Here is a 23,940-nt window from a genome sequence, read left to right on the forward strand (position 1 = left end):
GCCACGCTGCGCGTTCTCGGGACATCGGGGATACGAAATGTTTCAGGTTAATGGCCGGACGCGATAAGGGTGATCCGCCCGCTGCCCTGTGACAGCGCCCCGATTTTATACCCGACACAGCCCTGCGCACCCAAATCCGCCAATACCTCATCAGCCTGCGCCTCTGGCACTGCCGCCAACAACCCGCCCGCGGTCTGCGGATCAAACAACAGCGGATCATCCTGCCCGCTCACCGGCGCATCCACACGGTTTGACGGCATCAATGTTGAAGAAACCCCCGCATCCGACAGTGCCCGCGCACCTGCATAAACCGGTATCTTGTCACGCCATAAAACCGCATCCATCCCCGAGGCTGCACAAATCGCCTGCACATGCCCCGCCAGACCAAAGCCGGTCACATCCGTCATCGCATGGGCCACACCAGCCAGCACTGCCGCCGCGCGATGCTGCGACTGGCCCATCACCTCTAATGCGGCCGCCACGTCCCGCCCGTCCGCCTGCCCCGCCATATCAGCCGCCAATATCACCCCCGACCCGATGGGCCGCGTCAGGATCAACACATCCCCGTTCTGCGCCCCCGCAACCGTCAGCGGCATCTCTGCCCGCGTCCCCGTCACCGTAAACCCGATGGTCAGCTCCGCCCCCATCGTCGTGTGGCCGCCAACCAGCTGCGCTCCCGCAGCCTGAAACACTGCCTCGGCCTGCTGCGTCACCTCGCGCAAACTACGTTCCTGCAAGGCCGCCGCCATCTGCGGCACCACGATCTGCGCCAGCGCCACCTGCGGCTGCGCCCCCATCGCCCAGATGTCGCCCAGCGCATGTACCGCCGCGATCCGCGCCATCTGGGCGGGATCTTCAATCAAGGCCCGCAGATGATCGGTGCTGAGTACCTGAAACCCACCGCCCGGCTGGCGCAGCACCGCCGCATCATCCCCCGCCCCGGTCACGACATCGCCCCGCACCGCCGCAATGCCTTGCAAGCCGCCCGATAAAACACCGCGCCCGACCTTTGCACCACAACCACCACACAGCGGCTTGGCTGCCAATATCTCGGAAACACCCGCCGCCAGCTCACCCGTCACCGCCGGCACGGCCATTGTCGGCAAATCCGCCAAACGGTCCATAAATTTGCGATCAATCCGGTCTTTCCAGCGCCACAACAGCGGCCCCGCCAAACTCAGCCCGAAATTCTCGGCCATGGCCGATTTATCCCCCAAGGAAATCAGCTTGAGATAATGCTTTTGCGGCTTCCACGTCTTGCGCCTGCCCCCGCTCAGGGCGGCGCGCAAATTGTGATGTAACACCGGTGCTGCGCGCACGGCAAACACCCCCGCCTTGGGCCTCGGCGCATGGGGCATCACCGCGCAATCGCCCACTGCAAACAGGGCCGCATCCCCACGCACCGCCAAATCCGCCCCCACCTCGATGAACCCATCACGCTGCGGCAAATCCGTCTTTGCAATCCAGCGATGCGGAAATGCGCCCGCCGCCCCCACACAAAACGCAGCGGGCACCGCCGGCTGATCCGCAAGAACCACGCGATCCGCCGCTACCTCAAGCACCTGCGCCGCCACCCGCACCTCAACACCCAGCCCCGCCATCACCGACAACATCCTACGCCGCGCCGCCGCGCCCATGCCCGATATCTGCCGCCCGGCTTCAATCACCGTCACCCGTGCTGCAACACCGGCCCCACGCAGGGCAAATGCCATCGCCATCGCCAGCTCGCACCCCGCCACACCGCCACCAATCACCGCCACGTCCGGCGCAACCTCGCCCGCCGCCACACGCGCCAGAAACTCACGCCAGCACGCGGCGTACCGATCCAGCGGTTTGGCCCCGATCCCGTGTTCCGCAAACCCCGGCAAATCCATCTCTGCCGTAATCCCCACATCAACCGACGCCACATCATAGGCCACCGGCCCGCGCCCCTCCAAGATCACCTCGCGCCGGTCCCGATCTATCCCCACCGCCTTGTCTAAAATCAGCCGCGCCCCCGCATGACGGCACAAGCGCACCAGATCAATCTCCAGTTCATCGCGCCCGTAGTGCCCCGCAATATGCCCTGGCAACATCCCCGTATAAGGCGCGGTCGGCCCCGGATTAATCACCGTCACCCGCGCCCCCGCCAGCCGATCCATCCCCCAACTGCGCAACACCAGCGCATGGGCATGGCCGCCCCCGACCAACACCAGATCACGCGTATAGGGCACAGGGCTCAACACAGTTTCATTCTCTTTTTGGCCTTATATCCTGCGGAGGTTTGGAGGCAGAGCCTCCAATCTATCAAATCGAATGCGGGCTTGCCCGCACCTTTGCGTTACAGCTACCTCAAACACAGGGCTAATGAAAATCCCGCGACTGGGGGATCACGCCCACATCACGCGGATGTTTATGCCCGCCAAACTGTCCAGCGGCACGAAAACGGATGCACCATGTCTGTCGGAATCGCCCCCGGTCGCACAATCGCCACCTCGATCACCTGATCATAAAAAGGTGCGCAGCTTAAATTGCGGGAATTGTTTCGCCATTGACCGCTTCTGTGACCCGTCTTGCATTGCCTCTACCCACTGTTTTCGGGAAGTGGAGGCCCTACCCACAGGTTTACTGCATTACATCCGCTTGACCCGATGCGGCCTGTTTCTCTGACATGTAAAAATAGCAACAAAAGACCGCGATTTTCGTGCTATCCAAGGGCCTGCTTTGCCCTGTTGTCGATGATTCAAAAGGTGAGGACGGCACACCCGAACGAAAAAGAATCGCCACACGCAGAAGAATCACCCAAGGGTGACCCCTTACGCAGCCGCACCTGCCCGTCGTTAAACAGCCGCGAAAACCCTAGCGCAGCAAAGGACGCGCCAACAGCGCCTCAAGCAAGTCGCTGCCCCGTTCTGTCAGCTTCCCAAGGATGGAATCAAGAAGCTGCACCTCTTCCGCACTCAGCACATCCAGGAGCATTTCATTGCTGCGAATGACATCCTCGAATATCCGGTGATACAACAAAAGCCCTTCATCGGTGGGTTCCAGCGCAATTGCCCGCCCGTCGTCTGGATCCGGAAAACTGCGGATCAACCTTTTGTTTAACAAGGATTTTGTCACGCGGCTGGTCTGACTTTTGTCCATCAGCAAGATATCCGCCAAGCCACCAGCGCGGGTCGGCGCACGGCTCTTCACCAAGGCCAACAAACGCCACTCGTTCAAACTCAGGTCAAAACTACTCTGGCCGCAAATCTGCGCCGCACGTTCGGAAATCGCGGTCAGACGATGCAAACGAAATGTAAAAACGTCCTCAACAGTCTGTTCATCCGTATATTTGCGCACGTCCTCGCACGCATCAAAAGGAACTTGAAATCCGTCAGCCATAACATTCTCCCGCAATGCCGGATATAAACTATACTCGCAAATGTCACTAATCAGCGGCACCAGACCTTACGTCGCCCAGAACAGCTACCCAAATATAAACGTGCATCGCAGGCCCAAAACAACAGCTCTGCTTTTTAAACATCAATCTTCGCAGGTAAAACCCCACACGGCAACAGTAACACATTCACCCCATAGGCCAAAGCACATCTCTGTTAAGCCGCAGGTAAACCGTGCGCTGCCCCTGTCGCGCCAACAAAATCATGTACATTCATGCGCAGACCCCTTACAGGCGGGCGAAACACATGCCTCGGCCAGACGCCTGAGGCTGCCGCGCCCCTTGCACGGCCCCCCTCAGAACAGGACGACACACGTGATCCAGACAATCGCAGATGCGCTTGAAGCGCAAGGCTATGAAACATTAACAGCCGTACAACAGGCCGTCACCGACGCGGCCCTGGCCGACAAGGACCTGTTGGTCTCGGCGCAAACCGGTTCCGGCAAAACGGTCGCCTTTGGCCTTGCCATCGCCCCCACACTTCTGGGCGAAGAACCGCGCTTCGGCCCGGCCGCCTCTCCGCTTGCACTGGTCATCGCACCAACCCGCGAGCTGGCCATGCAGGTGGCACGCGAACTCAGCTGGCTCTACGCCAAGGCCGGTGCCATCGTGACCACCTGTGTCGGCGGCATGGACCAACGCACCGAACGCCGCGCCCTTGACCGCGGGGCACATATCGTTGTCGCCACCCCGGGCCGCCTGTGCGATCACATCAAACGCAGCAACATCGACCTCAGCGAATTGCGCGCCGTGATCCTGGATGAAGCTGACGAAATGCTCGACATGGGCTTTCGCGAGGAACTTGAATTCATCCTCGATGAAGCCCCCGAAGACCGCCGCACCCTGTTGTTCTCGGCCACCGTGCCGGCCCCCATCGCAAAGCTGGCCAAATCCTACCAAAAGGATGCACAGCGCATCGCAACTGTGGGTGAAACCAAACAACATGCCGATATCGAATACCGTGCAATGCAGGTGCATCCGCGGGACACGGAAAACGCCATCATCAACGTGCTGCGCTTTTACGAGGCCAAGAACGCCATCGTGTTTTGCAACACCCGCGCTGCCGTGGCACGTCTGACCACCAAATTCACCAACCGCGGGTTCTCGGTTGTGGCCCTGTCCGGTGAATTGTCACAATCCGAACGCACCAACGCCCTGCAAGCCCTGCGCGATGGCCGCGCCCGCGTCTGTGTGGCCACGGATGTGGCGGCGCGCGGCATCGACCTGCCCAACCTAGAACTGGTGATTCACGCCGACTTGCCCAGCAACGCCGACACATTGCTGCACCGCTCGGGACGTACCGGTCGCGCCGGGCGCAAGGGCGTCTCTGCCCTGATCGTGCCGGCCAAAATGAAAACCAAGGCCAGCCGCCTGCTGGGCTGGGCCAAGCTAACGGCAAATTGGGGCCCTGCCCCCTCTGCCGAAGAAGTAAACGCCGCCGATGAAGAGCGCCTGCTGTCCGATCCCGCATGGTCCAACCCCGCCCCCGAAGACGCTGCCGGTTTCGTGACATCCCTGACCGAGAAATTCAGCCCCGAACAGCTGGCCACTGCCTTCGTCAACCTCTACCGCTCGCGCGCTTCGGCCCCCGAGGATCTGACCGATCCGGGCACCAAGGACGACCGCCCGCGCCCCAGCTTCGGGCCATCGGTCTGGTTCTCGGTCTCGACCGGCCGCAACGACGGTGCCGAACCGCGCACCCTGTTGCCGATGCTGTGCAACAAGGGCGACCTGACCAAGGATGATGTCGGCGCAATCCGCGTGCAACAGGATCACAGCTTTGTCGAAATCCTTGCCTCTTCAGCGGATAAATTCATCAATGCCCTTGGCCCCGACCGCGTGGTCGAAGAAGGGGCCATCGTGACCAAGCTCGACAAGGCCCCCGATCTGCCACGGGGCCGGTCCGATCGCGGCCCCCGTCCTGATCGCGGCCCCCGTCCCGACAGAGGGCCAAAACCGCCGCACCGCAAGTCCAGCAGCTATGACCCGGACGCCGCACCGGCTCCGCGCAAACCACGCCCCGCCGCCGCACATGGCCATGCAGACGAGGCACGTGCGGACAAGCCAAGATTTGACAAGCCAAAGCACAAGCACGCAGACAAGCCCAAAGGCGAACGCCCGCCCAAGTCTCACAAGACCGAGCGCAGCCCGATGAAACCCGGTGCCACCCCAAGGCCAAAATCAAACGGCGACGCACCGGCAAAACCCAAGGCCAAAGCGGTCTGGAAAAAAGACGGGCCCAAGGCGGATGCCCCACGTGGTGCCAAACCCAAGGGTGGCAAACCGTTCAAAGCCCGCGAAGAAGCGCCCGCCGGCGCAAAAAGCTATAAGCGCGCCTCTGATCCCTCCAAGCGGTTCACCCCGCCCAACAAGATCGGCAAGCAGGGCGGAAAACCCAAGGGCAAAGGTGGGGCCACCACCCCGCGCCGGGGCAAGTAACCGCAGCAACAGGGACGGAAACTTTCAAAGTTTCCGTACGTTTTCTTTGAAAGAAAGCGGTCCCAAATAGCACAAACAAAAAAACGCCGAAGGAAACCTTCGGCGTTTTCTTTTTGCGTGGCATTGACGATCCAGCGCGAAACCGGATCAGCCTTTGCCCTTCCATGGCACCAGGAACTTCTCGGCGGCGCGCATCATCATATCAATGCCAAAACCGATCACACCAATCAGGATGATGCCCATGATCACAATATCTGTGTTCTGGAACTTGGACGCCGTCATGATCATCATACCGGCCCCCTGTTCCGCCGCGACCAGTTCTGCGGCCACAACCGTGCCCCAACAAACTCCCATAGCAACCCGCGCACCGGTGAAAATCTCCGGCAGGGAATTGGGGATAATCACATGGCGCATGATCTGCCATTTGCTGGCCCCCAGCGAATAGGCCGCATGAACCTTGGAAATCTTGACGCCAGACACACCCGAGCGTGCCGCAATCGCCATAATCCACAGCGCCGCAAGGAACAGCAGGATGATCTTGCCGCCTTCGCCGATACCAAACCAGATGATCACCAGCGGAATCAACGCCAGCGGCGGTACGGGACGCATGAATTCCACAATCGGATCAAACCAGCCGCGGAACCAGTTGCTCAGCCCCATGGCATAGCCCAGCGGAATGCCGACAACCGCACCGAACAGGAACCCGACAACAACCCGGAATAACGAGAACCCCAGATGCTCTAGCAAGGTGAAATTGCGAAACCCTTCCGATGCGATCTGCAAGGACCGTGTCCAGACTTCTTCCGGTGATGGCAAATACAGCGGCTGCATCTGCCAGCCTTTGGAGGGTTCGAAATTGGGCGTGCCCTTGTCCGACAGGGTTACACTGCCGTTTTCGGTTTTTACCGTCTGGCCCGGTGCAATCTTCTGGCCGTCAATCGCAATCACCCGCGCGCCGTCTCTTTTGGTCAGGTCGTCATTCTTGTCCACGGCAACCAATCCGGTGCGCCACTGTGCAATCGCAACGGAATCGTTCTTGGCGAAACCGTCCCCCGGTTCAACCGCGGGCGCGTCTACCGCTTCGCCGCGCGGATAAACCACAACCGTGACCGTCGCGTCATCAGGGGCCTGCCCCTCGGCCTGAGCCGTATAGGTGAAACTTGTGGTCCCCAGAAACGGGGCCGGCGCATGTAGGAAACCCGGCAGCAGGCTTGAACCTGTGAACATGCCCCACATCAGGAATATCGTCAGAACCGAGATGATCCCCGCCGCACGGTTAGGCCGCACTGCGCTTTCATCTCCGAAGGTTACGGTCTTGAGCGAAGTATAATCTTTGACCCCGCGCCCTTGCACCACCTTGGTGACAATGAAAAACGCCGCTGCAAAAATCAGCACATAAATGATCAGAGGAATCATGCCGCGTCCTCCTTGGTGCCCATAATCTCTTCTTCCATGTCCCAGATCATATTCAGAATTTCTTCACGCTTGGGCCCAAAGTCGGGATGTTTCTTAACTTCTCGCAGATCCGCGCCAACACCCAACTCGGCAAAGGGCAGACGGTATTCCTTGTGAATACGCCCGGGACGCGGTGCCATCACGATCAGACGTTCGCCCAAGAGCAGCGCCTCTTCCACCGAATGGGTGATCAGGATGATCGTCTTGCCGGTCTCTTTCCACAGCTTCAACACCAGAGACTGCATCTTTTCACGGGTCAAAGCATCCAATGCGCCCAGCGGTTCATCCATCAGGATGACATCGGGATCATTCGCCAGACAGCGGGCCAAAGCCACACGCTGCTGCATCCCGCCAGACAGCTCATAAACCGCCTTTTCCTTGAAATCCTGCAACCCCACCACATCCAGCAGGTGATCCACAATCTCGTTCTTGTCGTTCTTCGGCATACCCTTCATCGACGGCCCGAAACCGACATTCTCGCGCACCGACATCCACTCAAACAGCGCCCCTTGCTGGAACACCATACCGCGCTCCGCATCCGGCCCTGTGATCTGATGCCCGTTCAATGTCATCACACCGCTGGTCGGGGCCAGAAACCCCGCAACAATGTTCAAGAGCGTGGTCTTACCACAGCCCGACGGCCCCAAAACGCTCAGCAACTCGCCCGCCTTCAGGTCTATCGACACATCCTGCAAAGCCTGCACATGCCCGCCATCCGGCAGATCAAAACGCATCGAAAGTTTATCTATGGAAAGTCCGGTCATATCCACGATCCCACCCCTGTCAGGGTTTAAGGGCAGGGTTTTCCCCACCTCAGCTTCATTTATACGAAAATCGCAAGTGCGGTGCGGCCCCGATGCAGGGCCGCACCAAGGTCGCTTACATGCCTTTGGCGGCTTCCAGCGGACCAGTGTTCACTGTACCGGCATAGCTGTCGAGCGCTGAATCGATGGAACCCGCTTCAACAAATACATCCGCCACGCCCTTCATGAAGGGGGCCGCGTTGCCACCCAACCAGGCCGAAGACAGCTGCTCTTCGATCGACGGGAAAACAAACCCGGAAATCGACGACTTTGCGGCATCAACATCCATACCGGACTGCTCGGCAATCACCGCCAGCATCTCGTCGCTTTGGTTCGCGTTCCAATCGGCATTAGCATCCGCTGTCACTTTGACAAACTTGGCCACAACATCACCGTTTTCGGCGATATAGGACGCAGGTGCAGAGGTCACATCAAACACCAGAATGCCCAGTTCGGTCTTTTCCGCACCAGTCAGCAGAATGTTGCCGTATTCTTTCATCCGGCTCAGGCCACCGCCCCAACCACAGGCAAAATCAACCGCGCCCTGTGACAGCGCCGCAGCACCTTCCGGCGGGGCCATATCAACAACCTGCAAGGTCGAAACATCAACGCCAAAGTGATCCATCTGGCGCAAGAAACCATAATGCGCTGCGGTCCCCAGTGGCACGGCAACTTTCTTGCCCGCCAATTCGCCAGCAGAATCCTTGTCGATTTCCAGCTCTGAACGCACAACACAGTTGTCATTATCGGAATAGGACACGGCCACATCTACGACCTGAATGTCTTGCCCGCCGGATGTTGCGACAACAAACGGGGGAACCCCCTGTGAAACAGACAGCTGTACGTCGCCTGATGCCATCGCCGCAGACATCGCAGTACCGGTTTCAAAAGAAACCCAATTCACCTTCATGCCCAGCGCTTCGTCATAGGCACCTGATGCTTTGGCGGCAAGAAACGGCATCGGCCATTCAAGGAAATAGCCAACGGTAATTTCGCCGTGGCCGTCTGCAAACGCAGCCTGACCCGTCATCGCCATAACTGCAGCGGCGACAAAGCCTGTTGTTGTTTTCTTGATCATTTTGTTCTCCCTAGTGAACATACCCACCGCAAGATTGCAGGGGCTCGATTACTCCGCCGACATCATTGCCGGTCTTGGTTTGGCAGACAGTACATGCTGCGGGAAATGAAACCTGGAATCTCAATTCCCCACCATCAGCACATCCATCCGGCAACACCATGTCGCGTCTTTCCTGTTAGGGCAATCAATTCCGACTGGCTTTTCTTCCAATTTCTCACGTCGCCTCAGAAATCCACGTAACATCGCATCGTGTCATGACAGTGCTGCCGAAACCGGCAAACCAAAACGGCCACATGCGACAGTAACATGAGTCCAGTTCAGACCAAATCAAGTGATCTGGACTGAACCACTCACACTACTTTACGCCATCACGGCAAACGGATCATCCACGACACCGACCAATGGCATCAGAAACATGCCGCTATCCGCTTCACTTGCCGCTTCGAAATAGCCATCTATCGCCGTTTGCGTCTCTGTGACGCTGCCCTGCGTCCCGTCAAAAAGCGCCATCGCAGCTGACGCATTATCCGTATCAGACATGCCTTTTGTAACAGAATAATATGCGCCGATGTCAGTTTTGGTGCTGAGGTACTGTTGATCGGCCCCTTGTTGGGCAATCTGTTCGCTGGTGCCGCCATCAATCGGGGCCTTCGCCCCTTGTAAGACGCCCAGAATAAATTGGTCACGCCCAACCGTTCCGGCTTCCAGATGCCCCAGCCAGAAATCTACCCCCGCCTGATCACCCGCACGGCCCAGAACGTTGGAATAAACCGCTGTGACAAAATCCGCATTACTCAGATCGGGACCATAGGTTGCCCGTGTCTCGTCCTGATCAATAAACAGCGTCGCCATCTGTTCCAGCGTGGTGCCATTGGCAAAGGCCGTGCCCCAGAAATTCAGGCCAACCGCATCAGGCGCACGGTTGAAATAGGCAACATACAGCTCGATCACGCTTTCCATCTGTGTTTCGCTCAAACCCTGTGTGCCGGCAAATTTTGTCAGATCAAACGGTGCCACGGCCGCATCGCCAAATGTCAGGGCTTCAATCTCTTCCAGCGTGTCAGTGCCGTCACCATTGCCACGACGATCTTCGATTGTTGTGCCACCGGCACCCAATGTCAGCGTATAAAAACCCTGCGATCCTGAATAGACTGCGGTATCCAGCCCCGCACCGCCCTTCAACACGTCATCCCCGCCGTTCCCGGTTAGCATGTTCGCCAATGCGTTGCCGGTAATAACATCCGCGCCCGACCCGCCGCGCGCCTCTTCAATCTCGACACCAAAGGCAATCGTGTATCCGCCATTGGCAACCGTACCGCCATTGGACCCGACAAAGGACAGGTAACCGCCCCCTCCCTCATCCAGCCCAAGCGTGGCCGCCCGCAAATCAATCACTGCGTTATCGCTGGCGCTGGAAAAATCAATGCGGTCCTGCCCGCCCGTGTCCCAGATCGTATTCAGCGCCGGATCAATCCCGTAAACCGAATTCCCGGCAGCCGTGGTTGTGTTCGCCCCGTAAAGCAGTTGCAGCGCCGCAATATCCAACGCGCCAAAGGCCAGCGGCTCGCCGGTGATGTCCAGACCAGGGTGCAGGTTTGATGCCCCCGGATTATAGGACATCCGCGTCGCCAGTTCGGTGTTGTGGCTGAACGTTCCCAGATCAGCATCTGTATCCACGCCCGGCAATTTCGCCGGCCCGTCAAATGGGTGGCTCAGGCCAATGGAATGGCCGATCTCATGTATCACGGTCACATCATCCAGCCCGATAAAATCGGTCGGAATAACAATCTGTGAAACACCCGGGGCCTGCGGAATGGAAACGCCGGTTACAAAGGGATCTTCAAACTGGCTGATATGAATAAATTCGATATTCACAGTGCCACCTGCCGGCACCTGCTGGAACGTCAGGTCGACCAATGTCGAGATATAGGCGAAATGATCCTGCACCAACGCCCGCTGCTGCGCGTTCCAATCCAGCGACGTGGTCAATGCGCCACTGTCATTGCCCGGATCAATTTCTACGCCAGCCCCCAGAAAACTGTAGGTGACATTTGTTGTCGTGAAGACATCCGATTGCTCATACGGGGACAAGCCTGCAAGCAACGGTGAATTGGTCGGGATCATGGCGCATTCCTTGTGCAAGGCGGTGACAGCGGCAATAAAAGCAGCAAGGGAATAGGAAGCGGCAACACAACCGCTGTCAACAGCTATCCTCAGGGAAAATCGGCACCTCTTTCACCCCGCAAATCGCCCAATCCGCCGCCCCAGGCCCCGACGCCGGCACACAGGCATTCTTGCGCCAGGCTGGACAGGGCAAAATACTGGCCCTACGGTTACCTCAGTTTTGGCCCTACTTGATTCTGCCGTAAACCAGCAGTGATTGAAGATAGAAGGGGCAAGACACCCCCATTTCGCGCATTCTTTACATCGAAAGGTCTGACCCATGGACGGCAACTTCAACGAAAATGACATCTCTCGCGTTGTCGAGGCGGATCGCGCTCACATCTGGCACCACCTCAGCCAGCACAAGCAATACATGAACGACGACACCGCAAAACAGGTCGACCCGCGCATCATCGTTGAAGGCAAAGGCATGCGCGTCTGGGACCAGAAAGGCAAAGAACATCTTGATGCCGTCTCCGGCGGGGTCTGGACCGTCAACGTCGGTTATGGCCGCGAACGCATCGCCAATGCCGTGCGCGACCAGCTGATCAAACTCAATTATTTCGCAGGGTCCGCCGGCTCCATTCCCGGCTCCAACTTCGCCGAAAAACTGATCGAGAAAATGCCCGGCATGAGCCGCGTCTATTACGCCAACTCCGGCAGCGAGGCGAACGAAAAGGGCTTTAAGATGGTCCGCCAGATCGCCCATAAAAAATACGGCGGCAAGAAACACAAGGTCCTCTACCGCGAGCGCGACTATCACGGCACCACCATCGCGGCCCTATCCGCCGGCGGACAGGATGAACGCAATGCGCAATACGGCCCCTTCACCCCGGGCTTTGTCCGCGTGCCCCACTGCATGGAATACCGCGCCTTCGAACAGGATGGCGCACCGCAGGAAAACTATGGCGTCTGGGCCGCCGACCAAATCGAAAAGGTAATCCTCGCCGAGGGCCCCGATACCGTGGGCAGCCTCTGCCTTGAACCGGTCACCGCAGGCGGCGGCGTCATCACCCCGCCACAAGGCTATTGGGAACGGGTGCAGGAAATCTGCAAAAAATACGACATCCTGCTGCACATAGACGAGGTGGTCTGTGGCGTTGGCCGCACCGGCACATGGTTCGGCTACCAGAACTACGGCATCAAACCCGACATGGTGACAATGGCCAAAGGGGTGGCCTCGGGTTACGCCGCCATCTCCTGCCTTGTGACCACAGAAGAAGTCTTTGACATGTTCAAGGACGATGCCTCTGACCCGATGGGCTATTTCCGCGACATCTCAACATTCGGCGGCTGCACCGCAGGCCCGACAGCAGGCCTTGAAAACCTCAAGATCATCGAAGAAGAAAACCTGCTCGATAACACCCTCCAGATGGGCGACTACATGCTCGACCAGCTGCGTGCCCTCTCCGAAAAACACGCCGTCATCGGTGACGTGCGCGGCAAAGGATTGTTCCTTGGCGCCGAACTGGTCGCAGACCGCGACACCCGCGATGCAGCACAGGAGGCTATGGTCGCTGCGGTTGTGGGCGACTGCATGAACCAGGGCGTGATCATCGGCATGACCAACCGCTCCGTACCGGGCAAAAACAACACATTGTGTTTCTCGCCTGCGCTGATCGCCACCAAAGATGACATCGACCAGATCATCACCTCTGTGGATGGTGCCTTGGGGCGTGTCTTCGGCTAAACCGCCCCCCCTTAACGACAGATAAAAGCCCCGCCAGATGTGCGGGGCTTTTGCATTTACCCCGTTGTGCGAAATTCCGCCTGCCCCATCTGACCTGTGGAACCATGCGCCTCTTCATCTGTTCTCCCTACACACCAACTTTTGGAGAACGTCATGAAAAAGATCCTTCTTTCCGTGCCCCTTATGGCCGCGCTGGCCGCCTGTGCAGATCAGCAAACCAGCACCCTTGCAGGTGCCGCAATCGGTGCCTCTGCCGGTGCCGCCGTCTCCGGCGAAGATGACAAAATTCTTGGCGCGCTTGTGGGCGGCGCAGCGGGTGCCGCCGCTGGCAGCTATGTCGGGCGCACCGAATCCGGCTCCTGTATCTACCAGCGCCCCGATGGTTCGCGTTACACCGCCGCTTGCCCCTAAAGCGTCCCGCCTTCTAACCTGAAGCATTTCGTATCCCCGATATCCAGAGAACGCGCAGCGTGGCAGGGTATCGGGGATACATGTTTAAGGCCTGGCGTTATAAAGGTCTGGCGCTTCGGCGTGCGCTCCCCCCCCCTCAACCGAACCAAATCCCCTTTGGAAATCCCAGACGCTTATGAGGAACCTTTGTACCTTTCCCGCATCTGGACATGTCCACGGTTCAACAGACGCGGTATGTTATTGTCATCGGGAAACCCCTTGATCCCACCGCCCAGCAGCGCGGTCCAATAAATTCGCAAAATCTGGTTCATGCGCGGACCGTACCCCGGACCCATCCTGCGAAACCACCGCAACATGTCGCTGTCGATACGGATCGTGACCCGCGTTTTGGCCCGCGGACTTGGCGACCCGTATTCCATACCATCCCACTCCAGCGGCAAACTGTCCTGCAACCACGCATCCCGCATACCCAGCTGCAAGTCCTCCAACTCGTACATCATCTGCGCATAAGCATCTTTCTTGTTCACACCTGTCTCCTTATGACTCCATCAAATATCTATAACCCGCCTGAGCTTTCTTTCTGATGGATGCACCGCACGGTTTACGGGGGGCGCACAGAGGGTGTACGCAGGGTGCCCGGGCAAAATCTCACAAAATTCTCTGTTTTTGATACCAAATGTCTCATTTTTATTATTTACTACTTGGTAAGATCAGAGTATTCTAATAAAATAGCGCAAGTGTTATCGGCATACAGTAATGCCAGATTGAAAGCCAGTTCAGTCCAGCATAGGGTGAAACCATGGCCCTTCCTGTCGAGACTTTTTTCCTTCACCCTGACGCACAGGGCACCCTGCAACAACAGATACAGCAGATGATCGCGCAGGGCATTCTGTCCGGCCGTTTCCAGCAGGGTGAAAAGCTGCCATCAACACGCAAACTCGCATCTCATCTGGGCGTCAGCCGCATCACCGTCACCATCGCCTACACCGAATTACTGGCCAATGACTATCTCGTCTCCAAGGGGCGATCGGGATATTTCGTTTCCGAAAATGCACCAACTCCCCCCTCCTTTACCGCCCCACCAGAAAGTCTTGATGCCGTCGATTGGGCCCGCGCAATCGGTCAGAAATTCAGTGGCGGCGCAGGGCTGGCCAAGCCACAGGATTGGGCCAAATTCCGCTTTCCCTTTATCTACGGGCAGGCGGATCAATCACTGTTTGATCACGCCAACTGGCGGCTCTGCGCGCTTCAGGCTTTGGGGCAAAAAGACTTTGCCGCGCTGACCACTGATTACTATGATCAGGACGATCCCCAGCTGATCGAATTCATCGCGCGCCACACCTTGCCGCGCCGGGGTATCACCGCCCGCCCGGAACAAATCCTGATCACACTAGGGGCGCAGAACGCGCTCTGGCTGACCACGCAGGTGCTTTTGACCCAGCGCCGAAACGCGGTCCTCGAAGACCCGTGTTATCCCGCCCTGCGCGACATACTTTCTCAGTCCCGATGCAATGTTACCCCTGTTCGCGTTGATCAGGACGGGCTTCCGCCGGATGCAATTCCGCCCGAAACCCATGTGGTTTTCACCACGCCGAGCCACCAATGCCCGACCAATGCGACCATGCCGATGGAGCGCCGGCGCGCCTTGCTGGACCGCGCCCGCGAGATGGAGGCGCTGATTGTCGAAGACGATTATGAGTTCGAAATGTCGTTTCTCAAATCGCCCTCACCGGCATTAAAATCACTCGATACGGATGGCCGGGTGATCTATGTCGGCAGCTTTTCAAAATCACTGTTTCCGGGGCTGCGCCTTGGATATCTGGTTGGTTCCGAACCTTTCATCCGCGAGGCCCGCGCCCTGCGCGCCTCCGTCTTGCGTCACGCCCCCGGCCACATTCAGCGCACCGCTTCCTATTTCCTGTCGCTGGGTCATTACGATGCATTGATCCGGCGCATGGGCACCGCCCTTCACGAACGCCGGCGTATCATGGAAGAGGCACTTGCCGCGCATGATCTACGGATCTCGGGGCGGGGATATTTTGGCGGTTCGTCTTTCTGGATGCGCGCCCCCGATCAGGTCAACACAGATGACCTCGCCCGCCGGTTGCACGCAAAGGGCGTGCTGATCGAACCGGGCCGCCCGTTCTTCGCCGGCAGTCACCAGCCCGCCAACTATTACCGGCTTGCCTATTCCTCAATCCCCACCGCCCGCATTCGTGAGGGCGTAGACCTGATTGCACATGAAATTGCGGCCACTTGATGATTTGGACCTACGACCTGATGTCATTTGGTCCTAACTCCCGCGCGACCATGGGCCTACCCTGCCCCAGAATCGCACCCCTACAAAATCTTAAGGATTAGCTGCTATGAAAATGACCACCGAAGAGGCCTTCGTCAAAGTCCTCCAGATGCACGGCATCGACAATGCATTCGGGATCATTGGCTCCGCCATGATGCCGATCTCTGACTTATTTCCGGCGGCGGGGATCAAATTTTGGGACTGCGCGCATGAAACCTCTGGTGGCATGATCGCGGACGGCTACACACGCGCGTCCGGCAAGATGTCGATGGCCATCGCACAGAACGGTCCAGGCATCACCAACTTTGTCACCCCGATCAAGACCGCGTATTGGAACCACACACCGATGCTGCTGGTCACGCCACAGGCTGCAAACAAAACAATCGGTCAGGGCGGCTTTCAGGAAATCGAACAGATGAAACTGTTCGAAGACATGGTCTGCTATCAGGAAGAGGTCCGCGACCCGTCGCGTATGGCCGAAGTTCTGAACCGCGTGATCGAGAAAGCATGGCGCGGCTCTGCCCCCGCCCAGATCAACGTGCCACGTGATTTCTGGACACAGGTGATCGACATCGAATTGCCCCAGATCATCCGCCTTGAACGCCCGCAGGGCGGCGAGCAAGCGGTGCAGGACGCGGCAAAACTGCTCTCCGAAGCGGAATTCCCGGTGATCCTGAACGGCGCAGGTGTGGTCCTGTCCGGCGGTATCGATGCAAGCGCCAGACTGGCCGAAGCACTGGACGCGCCGGTTGCCTGCAACTACCAGCACAACGACGCCTTTCCCGGCAGCCATCCGCTGGCGGTTGGCCCGTTGGGTTATAACGGGTCCAAGGCGGCGATGGAAATCATCCAGAAAGCCGATGTTGTTCTGGCCCTTGGCAACCGCTTGAACCCGTTCTCCACCTTGCCCGGCTACGGCATGAACTACTGGCCCACAGAAGCGAAAGTCATCCAGGTCGATATCAACTCTGACCGGATCGGCCTGACCAAAAAGGTCGATGTGGCAATTCAGGGCGATGCAAAACGGGTTGCCGAACAGCTGCTGGAGAACCTCGGAGCCGGGGCCGGCGACAAAGGCCGCCAAGAGCGTAAAGATCTGGTGGCACTGACAAAATCCCGCTGGGCACAAGAACTGTCCTCGATGGATCACGAAGACGATACCGACGAAGGCATCGACTGGAACGAGCGCGCCCGCAACCGCCAGCCAGACCGTATGGCCCCGCGTCAGGCATGGCGTGCGATCATGTCGGCAATGCCAAAGGATGCAATCATTTCCTCTGACATTGGCAACAACTGTGCCATCGGCAACGCCTACCCGTCCTTTGACAAGGGCCGCAAGTATCTGGCACCCGGCCTGTTCGGCCCCTGCGGCTATGGCCTGCCTGCGATCCTTGGCGCAAAAATCGGTTGCCCCGATGTGCCAGTGATCGGCTTTGCCGGTGACGGTGCATTCGGTATTTCAATGAACGAAATGACCGCCTGTGGCCGCGGTGACTGGCCAGCAATCACCATGGTGATCTTCCGTAACTACCAGTGGGGCGCGGAAAAGCGTAACACCACCCTGTGGTTCGATGACAACTTTGTCGGCACCGAACTGAACCTTGACGTGAACTATGCAAAAATCGCTGATGGCTGTGGCCTGAAGGGCGTGCAGGTCACCGGCATGGAAGAGCTGACAACCGCGCTGAACACCGCTGTGAAAGAACAGATGAACGATGGCGTCACCACGTTTATCGAAGTGGTCCTGAACCAGGAACTGGGTGAACCTTTCCGCCGCGATGCGATGAAAAAGCCGGTGTCAGTGGCAGGCATCAGCAAAGACGACATGCGCCCGCAGGTGCATACCTGAGAACTGCCACAACCGGCAAAAACGACAGAAGGACAGGCCATGACAATGCTGCAAGAGCTTCGCAACCGCGCAGCGTCACGGCCTGCCCGTATCGTCCTAAGCGAAGGTCACGATCCCCGGATCGTGGCCGGTGCGCTTGCAGCAACCCGAGCGGGGATTGCCCATGTCACACTGGTTGCCCCCCGCGCGAAGGTGTTGGCCCTTTTGACTGATGCAGGTGCCACCGACAGCGATGAAATCGCTATCGAAGACCCGGCAACATCTGATCTGACCGCCGAGGTCGCCCAAAGCTATTACAACCTGCGCAAACACAAGAACATTCGCGAGGATTATGCCGCCGAACAGGCTCGCGACCCGCTCGTCTTTGCGGCAATGATGGTGCGCAACGGCCAGGCGGACGGCACCGTCGGCGGGGCAGTCGCCACCACATCCGATACCGTTCGCGCCGCCTTGCAGGTGATTGGCAAAGCCAAAGATGCACCATTGGTATCCAGCTTTTTCCTGATGGCATTGCCGCAGGGCCACCCTTCTGGCCGCGCTGCAATGACCTTTGGCGATTGTGGTCTGGTGATTGATCCTGACGCCGAAGAACTGGCCGCCATCGCGGCGGCGTCCGCAGCATCACACCAGCAGTTGCTGGGCGAAAAGCCAAAGGTCGCACTGCTCAGCTTTTCCACAATGGGCAGCGCAACCCATCCCAATGTCACCAAGGTGACCGAGGCCACCGCGCGCCTGAAACAACAACATCCCGACCTTGATGCGGACGGCGAGCTGCAATTTGATGCGGCCTTTACCCCCGCGGTCGGCACCTCCAAGGCCCCCGGATCAACGGTTGCTGGCCAGGCCAATGTGATGATTTTCCCGAACCTAGATGCCGGCAACATCGGCTATAAAATTGCACAGCGTATCGGGGGGTGCAGTGCCATCGGCCCGGTCTTACAGGGACTGGCCAAACCCGCCAACGACCTGTCACGCGGCTGTAATGCCGAGGATGTCACCAATATGATCGCTGTTACGGTGCTTCAGGCCCGCCAGTCGCAGCCCACATGATGGACAGCCTCTGGAACGCTTTGTCCCTGACACCAGCCCAGGCCTGCGCCTTGGCTGCAATCTTTGTCGCGGCGGGGCTGGTGCGCGGGTTCACCGGCTTTGCCCTGTCGGCCTTTGGTCTGGCCCTTGCCGTATTGATCCTGCCCCCGATTGAGTTGATCCCGATCATGTGGTGGCTTGAGATTGGTGCCTCGCTGATGATGATCCGCGCCGGATGGGACGGTGCTGACCTGCGTGCCGCGGCCATCCTGACCGCCGGTAGCGCCCTTGGTGTCTTTGCCGGCGTCGGCCTGACCGTCGCGCTGGACCCTGCCGTCTCCAAACAAATTGCCTTGGTCATCCTGATTGCGCTGGCCGCGCTACAGTTGGGGAAGATCCGTATCCGCGCCCTCGACAGCACCACAGGCACCGCCACAACCGGCCTCATTGCCGGCATCGTCACCGGGTTGGCCGGGGTCGGCGGCATGGTGGTTGCCCTATATGTACTGGCGCGGGATGCCGAACCGCGGGTGATGCGGGCCACATTGGTCGCGTTTTTGCTGTTCGGCACCGTGACCTCGCTGCTGACCCATCTTTATTACGGCACAATGAACGCGACCGCCGCCACACGCGGGCTGTTCTTTCTCGTCCCCTGCCTGATCGGTGTCTTTCTGGGGCAAAAGCTTTTCACACCGAAATTACAGCCCTACTATCGCAGTGTCTGCCTCACGTTGTTGATCGGCCTTGGCGTCGTATCCCTTGTGCGCAGCGCCATTTGAAGGAACGCATATGAACCAGCCTGTCATCGACCTGAGCCCCAAGGTATCAGACGAAGTGCGCAAGACCACCTGCTACATGTGCGCCTGTCGCTGCGGGATTAACGTGCATATGAAAGAGGGCAAGGTCGCCTATATCGAAGGCAACCGCGACCATCCGGTGAACAAGGGTGTGCTTTGTGCCAAAGGGTCTGCCGGCATCATGCAGCACAACGCGCCTTCGCGTCTCAAGTCCCCGTTGAAACGTGTTGGCCCACGAGGATCGGGCGAATTCGAGGAAATCTCATGGGACGAGGCATATCAGATCGCCGCAGACTGGCTTGAACCGATCCGTAAGGACAACCCTGAAAAGCTGGCGTTTTTCACCGGGCGTGACCAGTCGCAGTCTTTCACGTCCCTTTGGGCGCAGGCCTTTGGCACGCCAAACTATGCGGCCCATGGTGGTTTCTGTTCGGTGAACATGGCCGCTGCCGGCATCTATACCATGGGCGGTGCCTTCTGGGAATTTGGCCAGCCCGATTGGGACCACACCAAACTGTTCATGTTGTTTGGCGTCGCCGAGGATCACGACAGCAACCCAATCAAAATGGGCATCGGCAAGATCAAAGGCCGCGGCGCGCGTGTGATCGGCGTCAACCCGATCCGCACCGGCTATAACGCGGTGGCGGACGACTGGGTTGGCATCACCCCCGGCACCGATGGGCTGTTCATCCTGTCAATGATCCATTGCCTGATGAAGGCGGGCAAGATCGACCTGCATTATCTGGCACAGTACACGGACGCGCCAGTGCTGGTGAACGGTGATGAAAAGTCACCCGAATTCGGCCTGTACCTGCGCGACGAGAACGGCAAACAGCTGGTGGTGGACCGCGTGACCGGCAAACTGACGGCCTATGACACCCCCGGTGTCAAACCGGACCTCTCCGCGACCCACCGCGCCAAGGGCGTCACGCACAAGCCGGTCTTTCACAAGATGGCCGAAATGTACCTCAGCGATGAATACGCTCCAGAGGCCGTCGCAGAACGCTGTGGCATCCCGGCCAAACGCATCCGCGCGATTGCCGCCGAACTGGCGCGTGTCGCTTTCGATGAGGCCTTTGAGCTGGACCACGCATGGACCGATTTCCGCGGTGAAAAGCACACCAAGATGACCGGCCGCCCGGTGTCTTTCCATTCCATGCGCGGGATTTCCGCCCACGCCAATGGCTTCCAGACCTGCCGCGCGCTGCACACCCTACAAATCATCCTTGGCACCGTCGAAGTGCCGGGTGGTTTCCGGTTCAAACCGCCCTACCCCAAGCCCGCAACGGCCCACCCAAAGCCGCATGTCGGGATGACACCGGGTGCGCCCCTGAACGGCCCGCATCTGGGATTTGTTCATGGGCCGGACGATCTGGCGCTCAAGGACGACGGCACGCCTGCGCGCATCGACAAAGCCTTCACATGGGAAAACCCGATGTCCAGCCACGGCTTGATGCATATGGTGATTTCCAACGCCCATGCCGGCGATCCCTACAAGATCGATACGCTGTTCATGTATATGGCGAACATGTCGTGGAACTCCTCGATGAACACCGGCGGCGTGATGGAAATGCTGACGGACAAGGATGAGAACGGCGATTACGTCATCCCGCATATCATCTATTCCGATGCCTATTCGTCGGAAATGGTCGCCTATTCCGACCTTATCCTGCCTGACACCACCTATCTTGAACGCCACGATTGCATCTCGCTTTTGGATCGCCCGATTTGCGAGGCGGATGCGGCGGCGGATGCCATCCGCTGGCCTGTGGTTGAACCCGACCGCAACGTCAAAGGGTTCCAATCCGCACTCTGTGATCTGGGCGCGAAACTGGGTCTGCCAGGCTTTGTGAACGACGACGGCAGTCAGAAATACGCCGATTATGCAGATTACATCACCAACCACGAACGCCGTCCGGGCATTGGCCCGCTCGCTGGTTGGCGCATGGGCGAAAAGGGCCTGCAATCAGGACGCGGCGGGGTGAACGCCAGCCAGATCGACAACTATATCGAAAATGGCGGCTTCTTTGTCGAACACATCCCCGACGGGGCGAATTACTATAAACCGTGGAATATGGGCTATCAAAAATGGGCCGTCGACATGGGACTGTTCGACAGCCCCCAGCCTTACCTGTTCTCACTTTACGTGGAACCTATGCGCAAATTCCAGCTGGCCGCCGAAGGGCATGGCGACCGCCAGCCGCCCGAACATCTGCGCCAGCGGATCAAGGATACCATGTCACCGCTGCCGATCTGGTACGACACGGATCAGGAAGGCAATGAAGGCTATACCATCAACGCGCTGACCCAGCGCCCGATGGCGATGTACCACTCATGGGGGTCACAAAACGCATGGCTGCGCCAGCTGCACGGGCGCAACCCGCTGTACCTGCCGACCAAACTGATGCGCCAAAACGACCTGACAGATGGCGATTGGGCACAGGTTTCCTCGCCACATGGGGAAATCACCGTGCCAGTTATGGAAATGGCTGCGCTGAACGAAAATACAGTATGGACATGGAACGCCATCGGCAAACGCAAGGGCGCATGGGCACTGGATAGAGACGCGCCAGAGGCGACCAAGGGCTTCCTGCTCAACCACCTGATCCACGAACTTCTGCCCCCCAAGGCAGACGGTATGCGATGGGCCAACTCTGACCCGATTACCGGGCAGGCGGCGTGGTTCGACCTCAAGGTCAAAATCAAAAAGGCCGTTGCACCGAAGGAATCCCGCCCCGAATATCCACCAATCAAATCCCCTGTCGGCCAGGGCCCCGACACATTGGCATGGAAGGTCGGCAAATGAACATCTCTTCATCTTGCAAATTAACCTCCGGGGGTCTGGGGGCTGGCCCCCAGTCCCACTTCAGCAAGGAGCGCCACCCATGACGACCCTGCCCCAATCCACCGACAAAAAGCTCGGTCTTGTCATTGATCTGGACACCTGTGTCGGATGCCATGCCTGTGTGATTTCCTGCAAAGGCTGGAACACCGAAAACTACGGTGCCCCCCTGTCGGACCAAGACCCTTACGGCGCGGACCCCTCCGGCACCTTTCTGAACCGCGTGCATTCCTATGAGGTGCAGCCGGAACAGGGTGCCGCGCAACTCATCCACTTCCCCAAATCCTGCCTGCATTGCGAGGACGCGCCCTGCGTCACCGTTTGCCCCACGGGTGCCAGCTATAAACGGGTCGAAGACGGCATCGTTCTGGTGAACGAAAGCGACTGTATCGGTTGTGGGCTTTGTGCCTGGGCCTGCCCTTACGGCGCGCGCGAAATGGATCAGGAAGAGAAAGTGATGAAGAAATGCACGCTCTGCGTTGATCGCATCTATAACGAAAACCTGCCCAAGGTCGATCGTGTGCCCAGCTGCGTGCGCACCTGCCCTGCCGGTGCCCGCCATTTTGGCGACTTGGGAGATCCCGACAGCGATGTCAGCCAGCTGGTGCTGGAACGCGGTGGCGTCGACCTGATGCCCGAACAAGGCACCAAGCCAGTGAACAAATACCTGCCGCCCCGGCCCAAGGATGCATTACCGGAATTTGATGTTCTGGCCCCTTTCCTTGAACCCGTGATCGCCGAGCCCAAAGGCTTCCTTGGTTGGCTCGACAAAGCTCTGGAGAAAATCTGATGCATCCGGCACCTTCCGTAATTTTCTTCTCTGTTTTCTCGGGGCTTGGCTTTGGCCTGCTGGCTTGGCTTGGCCTTGGTATTCCGGCGGTCACCGGCTTTTCCGCCTTTGCGTTTTTCACCATCGCCTATCTTCTGGCAGTAGGCGGGCTGATCTCTTCCACCTTCCACCTTGGCCATCCGGAACGTGCGCTCAAGGCGTTTACGCAGTGGCGCTCAAGCTGGCTGAGCCGCGAAGCATGGTGCGCGGTTGCCGCCCTTGTTCTGATGGGCATCTACGGGCTTGGTCTGGTCTTCTTTGATAGCCGCTGGACGCTTGTGGGCCTTCTGGGGGCGCTGTTTTCGCTCGGCACCGTCTTTACCACTTCGATGATCTATGCCCAGCTCAAGACTGTACCGCGCTGGCATATGCCCTTGACGCCACTGAACTTTCTGTCGCTTTCACTGGCTGGCGGGGCCCTGTTGGCCGGACAGGTCCAAAGCGCTGTGGTGTTGATCCTGATCGCCGCCTGCCTTCAAATCGCGACATGGTTGATCGGCGACAAACGGCTGGCGCAAAGTGGCACCACCATGGCCTCGGCCACACAGTTGGGGGATGTCGGCACGGTACGCGCTTTTGAGCCGCCCCATACTGGCACCAACTATCTGCTGCGCGAATTTGTACATGTGATCGGGCGCAAACACGCCTCAAAGCTGCGGATCATCGCCTTGATCCTGATGGGCATCCTGCCGATTGTGCTGCTGCTTTTGCCCTTCAACCACATCATTGCCGTGATTGCCGTACTGGCACATGTCGCCGGGGTGCTGACCGCGCGCTGGCTGTTCTTTGCGCAGGCGGAACATGTTGTCGGCCTGTACTACGGCAAACGCTAGGGCAC

17 protein-coding genes are annotated in these 23,940 nt (G+C 58.6%); 10 read left to right on the forward strand and 7 right to left on the reverse strand.

Annotated features, from left to right (window positions below):
* Window positions 1-47: 47 nt before the first annotated feature.
* Complete coding sequence (gene selD, locus HKX44_RS09415; RefSeq protein ID WP_276153207.1) at window positions 48-2,225, reverse strand: selenide, water dikinase SelD; 2,178 nt, start codon at window positions 2,223-2,225, stop codon at window positions 48-50.
* Window positions 2,226-2,838: 613 nt separating this feature from the next.
* On the reverse strand, window positions 2,839-3,363 hold the full coding sequence (locus HKX44_RS09420; protein ID WP_276151073.1) for a MarR family transcriptional regulator: 525 nt from the start codon (window positions 3,361-3,363) through the stop codon (window positions 2,839-2,841).
* A gap of 370 nt (window positions 3,364-3,733) precedes the next feature.
* Here HKX44_RS09420 and HKX44_RS09425 point away from each other — a divergent pair, with 370 nt between their 5' ends.
* On the forward strand, window positions 3,734-5,857 hold the full coding sequence (locus HKX44_RS09425; RefSeq protein WP_276151074.1) for a DEAD/DEAH box helicase: 2,124 nt from the start codon (window positions 3,734-3,736) through the stop codon (window positions 5,855-5,857).
* Window positions 5,858-6,004: 147 nt separating this feature from the next.
* Here HKX44_RS09425 and HKX44_RS09430 read toward each other — a convergent pair whose 3' ends face one another.
* The 4 genes from HKX44_RS09430 to HKX44_RS09445 form a co-directional block, all read right to left on the reverse strand.
* On the reverse strand, window positions 6,005-7,273 hold the full coding sequence (locus HKX44_RS09430) for an ABC transporter permease subunit (protein WP_276151075.1): 1,269 nt from the start codon (window positions 7,271-7,273) through the stop codon (window positions 6,005-6,007).
* On the reverse strand, window positions 7,270-8,076 hold the full coding sequence (locus HKX44_RS09435; protein ID WP_276151076.1) for an ABC transporter ATP-binding protein: 807 nt from the start codon (window positions 8,074-8,076) through the stop codon (window positions 7,270-7,272). The genes HKX44_RS09430 and HKX44_RS09435 overlap by 4 nt, the downstream gene beginning before the upstream one ends.
* A gap of 115 nt (window positions 8,077-8,191) precedes the next feature.
* Window positions 8,192-9,193, reverse strand: a complete 1,002-nt coding sequence (locus HKX44_RS09440) for an ABC transporter substrate-binding protein (RefSeq protein WP_276151077.1) — start codon at window positions 9,191-9,193, stop codon at window positions 8,192-8,194.
* 360 nt (window positions 9,194-9,553) lie between these two features.
* Window positions 9,554-11,317: a DUF4214 domain-containing protein gene (locus HKX44_RS09445; protein WP_276151078.1), complete on the reverse strand. Its 1,764-nt coding sequence runs from the start codon at window positions 11,315-11,317 to the stop codon at window positions 9,554-9,556.
* A 319-nt stretch (window positions 11,318-11,636) separates the two neighbouring features.
* Here HKX44_RS09445 and HKX44_RS09450 point away from each other — a divergent pair, with 319 nt between their 5' ends.
* Together HKX44_RS09450 and HKX44_RS09455 are read left to right on the forward strand one after the other, a co-directional pair.
* On the forward strand, window positions 11,637-13,046 hold the full coding sequence (locus HKX44_RS09450; protein WP_276151079.1) for an aminotransferase class III-fold pyridoxal phosphate-dependent enzyme: 1,410 nt from the start codon (window positions 11,637-11,639) through the stop codon (window positions 13,044-13,046).
* 153 nt (window positions 13,047-13,199) lie between these two features.
* Entirely contained in the window at window positions 13,200-13,457 is a 258-nt protein-coding gene (locus HKX44_RS09455) for a glycine zipper 2TM domain-containing protein (RefSeq protein WP_276151080.1), read from the forward strand.
* A gap of 173 nt (window positions 13,458-13,630) precedes the next feature.
* Here the strand turns inward: HKX44_RS09455 and HKX44_RS09460 are convergent, their stop codons facing one another.
* A complete protein-coding gene (locus tag HKX44_RS09460; protein ID WP_276151081.1) occupies window positions 13,631-13,984 on the reverse strand; it encodes a BrnA antitoxin family protein in 354 nt (117 codons plus the stop codon).
* A 272-nt stretch (window positions 13,985-14,256) separates the two neighbouring features.
* On the opposite strand from HKX44_RS09460, the gene HKX44_RS09465 reads away from it, so the two are divergent.
* From HKX44_RS09465 to HKX44_RS09495, 7 genes are all read left to right on the forward strand, one after another.
* A complete protein-coding gene (locus HKX44_RS09465; protein WP_276151082.1) occupies window positions 14,257-15,717 on the forward strand; it encodes a PLP-dependent aminotransferase family protein in 1,461 nt (486 codons plus the stop codon).
* Window positions 15,718-15,823: 106 nt separating this feature from the next.
* Entirely contained in the window at window positions 15,824-17,605 is a 1,782-nt protein-coding gene (gene xsc, locus HKX44_RS09470; RefSeq protein ID WP_276151083.1) for a sulfoacetaldehyde acetyltransferase, read from the forward strand.
* Window positions 17,606-17,644: 39 nt separating this feature from the next.
* Window positions 17,645-18,655, forward strand: a complete 1,011-nt coding sequence (gene pta, locus HKX44_RS09475; RefSeq protein ID WP_276151084.1) for a phosphate acetyltransferase — start codon at window positions 17,645-17,647, stop codon at window positions 18,653-18,655.
* Window positions 18,652-19,413: a sulfite exporter TauE/SafE family protein gene (locus HKX44_RS09480; RefSeq protein WP_276151085.1), complete on the forward strand. Its 762-nt coding sequence runs from the start codon at window positions 18,652-18,654 to the stop codon at window positions 19,411-19,413. The genes pta and HKX44_RS09480 overlap by 4 nt, the downstream gene beginning before the upstream one ends.
* Before the next feature lie 10 nt (window positions 19,414-19,423).
* Entirely contained in the window at window positions 19,424-22,237 is a 2,814-nt protein-coding gene (locus tag HKX44_RS09485) for a molybdopterin oxidoreductase family protein (protein ID WP_276151086.1), read from the forward strand.
* Between the two features lie 79 nt (window positions 22,238-22,316).
* A complete protein-coding gene (locus HKX44_RS09490; RefSeq protein WP_276151087.1) occupies window positions 22,317-23,063 on the forward strand; it encodes a 4Fe-4S dicluster domain-containing protein in 747 nt (248 codons plus the stop codon).
* On the forward strand, window positions 23,063-23,935 hold the full coding sequence (locus HKX44_RS09495) for a DmsC/YnfH family molybdoenzyme membrane anchor subunit (RefSeq protein ID WP_276151088.1): 873 nt from the start codon (window positions 23,063-23,065) through the stop codon (window positions 23,933-23,935). Before HKX44_RS09490 ends, HKX44_RS09495 begins: the two co-directional genes overlap by 1 nt.
* Window positions 23,936-23,940: the final 5 nt, after the last annotated feature.

Origin of the sequence: Sulfitobacter sp. M05 (assembly GCF_029285175.1) — a bacterium.
Taxonomy (GTDB): Bacteria; Pseudomonadota; Alphaproteobacteria; order Rhodobacterales; family Rhodobacteraceae; genus Sulfitobacter.

What these genes read in the sequence shown, in the direction of transcription:
- HKX44_RS09485 (WP_276151086.1), top strand. Translation starts at nt 19,424, where the DNA reads ATGAACCAGCCTGTCATCGACCTGAGCCCCAAGGTATCAGACGAAGTG.
- pta (WP_276151084.1), top strand. Translation starts at nt 17,645, where the DNA reads ATGACAATGCTGCAAGAGCTTCGCAACCGCGCAGCGTCACGGCCTGCC.
- HKX44_RS09450 (WP_276151079.1), top strand. Translation starts at nt 11,637, where the DNA reads ATGGACGGCAACTTCAACGAAAATGACATCTCTCGCGTTGTCGAGGCG.
- xsc (WP_276151083.1), top strand. Translation starts at nt 15,824, where the DNA reads ATGAAAATGACCACCGAAGAGGCCTTCGTCAAAGTCCTCCAGATGCAC.
- HKX44_RS09455 (WP_276151080.1), top strand. Translation starts at nt 13,200, where the DNA reads ATGAAAAAGATCCTTCTTTCCGTGCCCCTTATGGCCGCGCTGGCCGCC.
- HKX44_RS09495 (WP_276151088.1), top strand. Translation starts at nt 23,063, where the DNA reads ATGCATCCGGCACCTTCCGTAATTTTCTTCTCTGTTTTCTCGGGGCTT.
- HKX44_RS09490 (WP_276151087.1), top strand. Translation starts at nt 22,317, where the DNA reads ATGACGACCCTGCCCCAATCCACCGACAAAAAGCTCGGTCTTGTCATT.
- HKX44_RS09430 (WP_276151075.1), bottom strand. Translation starts at nt 7,273, where the DNA reads ATGATTCCTCTGATCATTTATGTGCTGATTTTTGCAGCGGCGTTTTTC.
- HKX44_RS09435 (WP_276151076.1), bottom strand. Translation starts at nt 8,076, where the DNA reads ATGACCGGACTTTCCATAGATAAACTTTCGATGCGTTTTGATCTGCCG.
- HKX44_RS09465 (WP_276151082.1), top strand. Translation starts at nt 14,257, where the DNA reads ATGGCCCTTCCTGTCGAGACTTTTTTCCTTCACCCTGACGCACAGGGC.
- HKX44_RS09480 (WP_276151085.1), top strand. Translation starts at nt 18,652, where the DNA reads ATGATGGACAGCCTCTGGAACGCTTTGTCCCTGACACCAGCCCAGGCC.
- HKX44_RS09420 (WP_276151073.1), bottom strand. Translation starts at nt 3,363, where the DNA reads ATGGCTGACGGATTTCAAGTTCCTTTTGATGCGTGCGAGGACGTGCGC.
- HKX44_RS09440 (WP_276151077.1), bottom strand. Translation starts at nt 9,193, where the DNA reads ATGATCAAGAAAACAACAACAGGCTTTGTCGCCGCTGCAGTTATGGCG.
- HKX44_RS09445 (WP_276151078.1), bottom strand. Translation starts at nt 11,317, where the DNA reads ATGATCCCGACCAATTCACCGTTGCTTGCAGGCTTGTCCCCGTATGAG.